Source organism: Hydrogenivirga sp. 128-5-R1-1 (genome assembly GCF_000171895.1).
Genome location: NZ_ABHJ01000549.1, coordinates 1 through 898, shown reverse-complemented (window position 1 = coordinate 898; position 898 = coordinate 1). Strand labels below are relative to the sequence as shown.

Below are 898 nucleotides of genomic sequence, written 5' to 3'. Positions count from 1 at the left end.
AATATACTTGAATTTGTAGAAAAAAATACATTTGAAACTTTAGCTATAAAAAGAGGAAGTAATCATATTATTATGAGTTCTTATTTTTGTGATAAACTTGACAGTATAAGGTTTTTATAATTAATATTAAAAGTATGAAAAAAATACTACATATATTATTATTTCTTTTTTTATATGTAAGTTTATCTTTTTCAGCAGATATTAATTATAGTTTTGGTCGTGGTTTAAAAGTAGGTAAGTTTACTTTAGGTGGTTATTCTGCTTTTGTTTATGAAAATAATAATAAAAACAGTTATGAAAAATTCAATTGGGAAGAATTAGCATTTTTAGGATTTATAGATATAACAGATAAATTTAAATTTTTTACAGAAATTGAGTTAAAAGACATATATGTAAAATCTTCAAATTCAAATGAAAATAAAACTTTTAATATAAAAGACGTTGAAATTAATCGTCTTTATTTTGATTACATACATAATGACTATTTTAAAATTAGATTTGGCAGATTTATAACTCCTTTAGGCTACTGGAATCCAATTTACGTAATTGTTCTGCGGTGGACTACATCAAATCCTATTACTTCCACACAGTTTTATCCAAGATTTTTGACTGGAATTAGGATATTTGGATACTTACCTTTTCAAAATGATTCATGGGAATATGACCTTATGGCACAAGCAGGAAAGCAAATAAATGAAGATAACAACAGCTTAATCACTAAAAACTTTTATGCATTTCAACTAAAAAAACATTTTAAAGAGGACTCAACTTTTGGCATTACTGGTGGGTACTTTGAGCATAAGAACAAACCAGAAAAGGTAAAATTTATAGGATTTAATATAAGTATCAAAGGAAGGGTTTACGAATTTACATCAGAGTATTTCTATCAAAAGAGAAA

1 protein-coding gene is annotated in these 898 nt (G+C 25.2%); it reads left to right on the top strand.

Going from position 1 to position 898, the window contains the following annotated elements; all coding sequences use genetic code 11:
- Positions 1-134: 134 nt before the first annotated feature.
- Positions 135-898, top strand: a 764-nt coding sequence (locus HG1285_RS18065; protein ID WP_032497301.1) for a hypothetical protein, incomplete at its 3' end; no start/stop codon positions are given.